Origin of the sequence: Myroides sp. DW712, from assembly GCF_046557355.1 — a bacterium.
Taxonomy (GTDB): Bacteria; Bacteroidota; Bacteroidia; order Flavobacteriales; family Flavobacteriaceae; genus Flavobacterium.
Map to the genome: position 1 here is coordinate 1 of NZ_JBKFDO010000036.1, position 1,525 is coordinate 1,525.

Here is a 1,525-nt window from a genome sequence, read left to right on the forward strand (position 1 = left end):
GGCTTTGGCGATATGGTGAAGAATGAGACAAACATCAAAATCTTACAAGAGATTATTCAAAACGCACCCAACAATGTGTCAATTGAAATAAGAGAAGGAGAAGGGGAGTTTTTGGTGTACTATGATGGCGACAATCAAAAACATGAAATTAACTTAACCCAACACGAAACCCAAACATCAATTGGGAAGCATGTAGCTGCTGGAGATGGTTTAGAAGGTACCCTACAACCAACAGAAACTCTTGCGGTTGGTAACCTAAAAGAAGGCGATATTTACTACTCTTATTTAGGAGAACACGACAAAATCTTCTACATTAATATGACTGAAGATGTGATTACTTCTGTTCAAAATAGTGCGCTGTTGAAAAAGGAAATCTTCAATACGGTTAATAATTATAGTTCAACTGGAGGAAATGTGTTTTATGGAAAGATAGATGCCAATAGTACAGAAGACGTATTGTATATCATCGTCGATGACCAACCACAACCCATTGATATTTCACAAGATATTTTGAAAGTGATTGAAGATGTAACAAATAATACCATTATTGAAAAATTATTAGAACGTACAGAAATTCACTTGGTAACCAATGATAAAGTGAAACTAAATGAATACGTCGATGGTCATGCAGTGTATAAAGCAAAATACAAAGCAATGGTTAAGGATCACTCTGCTTCAGTGAAGTACAATACTAATTTTGAAAAAGGATTTGAGATAAAAGATCTACAAACTTTGCTAAGTGTAAAAATTCTAAAAGGAGCAGAGTTAGTTCAGAATTCCGTTACGGCAGTTAACCATGCGGGTGGAATCCTAACATTCAAATTTGGTCTTGGTGCCATGTGTACCACTTTACTTAGTGGAGAATACGATGTAATTATCGAATACATCTCAACGGAAGTAAAACAAGAAATATAAACAGAAAATAAAGACAAATAGCAATACGAATTATAAAAATAAAAATGATGAAAAAAACGATATTTACCATCTTATTATGTGCAACATCTCTTGTATTAGTTGCTCAAGATAAACCAGGAGTAGGAATTGGAACCAAGCGAGTAAATAAAGCAGCGATGCTTGATATTCAAGCTAATAATAAAGGGGTATTACTTCCTCGAATTGCCTTACAGGCAAATACGGTCTTAGAAGGAGGAAGTAATCCAACGGGAGTAATTGTCTACAACAATGGAACGGAAATGGCTGCAGGTTTTTACTACTGGGACGGTTCAAAATGGGAGTTGTTAACGGGAGATAGCTATGTAAGCAATCAGCTTGTTGAACTGGAAGAAAAATTGGAGGAACAAATCAACAGCATTATCAATGGAGGTAATACAGAAGAAACAGATGTTAGCTACTTGGTTTCTTTTAATCCAGAAACAAACAAATACGCTTACCTCAAACCTAATACAGAGGGAGGATATGATAAAATTGACTTGGATTTAACTGCTATTGAAACTAATACTTTTTTCAAAACGGTGTCTAAAAAGGTTAATGTCGGTACGGAAGATGAAAAAGATGTGATTACCGC

The 1,525-nt window shown here is 35.1% G+C and carries 1 protein-coding gene and 1 pseudogene; both read left to right on the forward strand.

The genetic code is table 11. The features are described from left to right. On the forward strand, positions 1–915 hold a 915-nt coding region (locus ACLJX0_RS15350), incomplete at its 5' end, for a hypothetical protein (protein ID WP_410881686.1). A 47-nt stretch (positions 916–962) separates the two neighbouring features. Next, a pseudogene (locus ACLJX0_RS15355) lies at positions 963–1,525 on the forward strand (hypothetical protein); the annotation flags it as partial.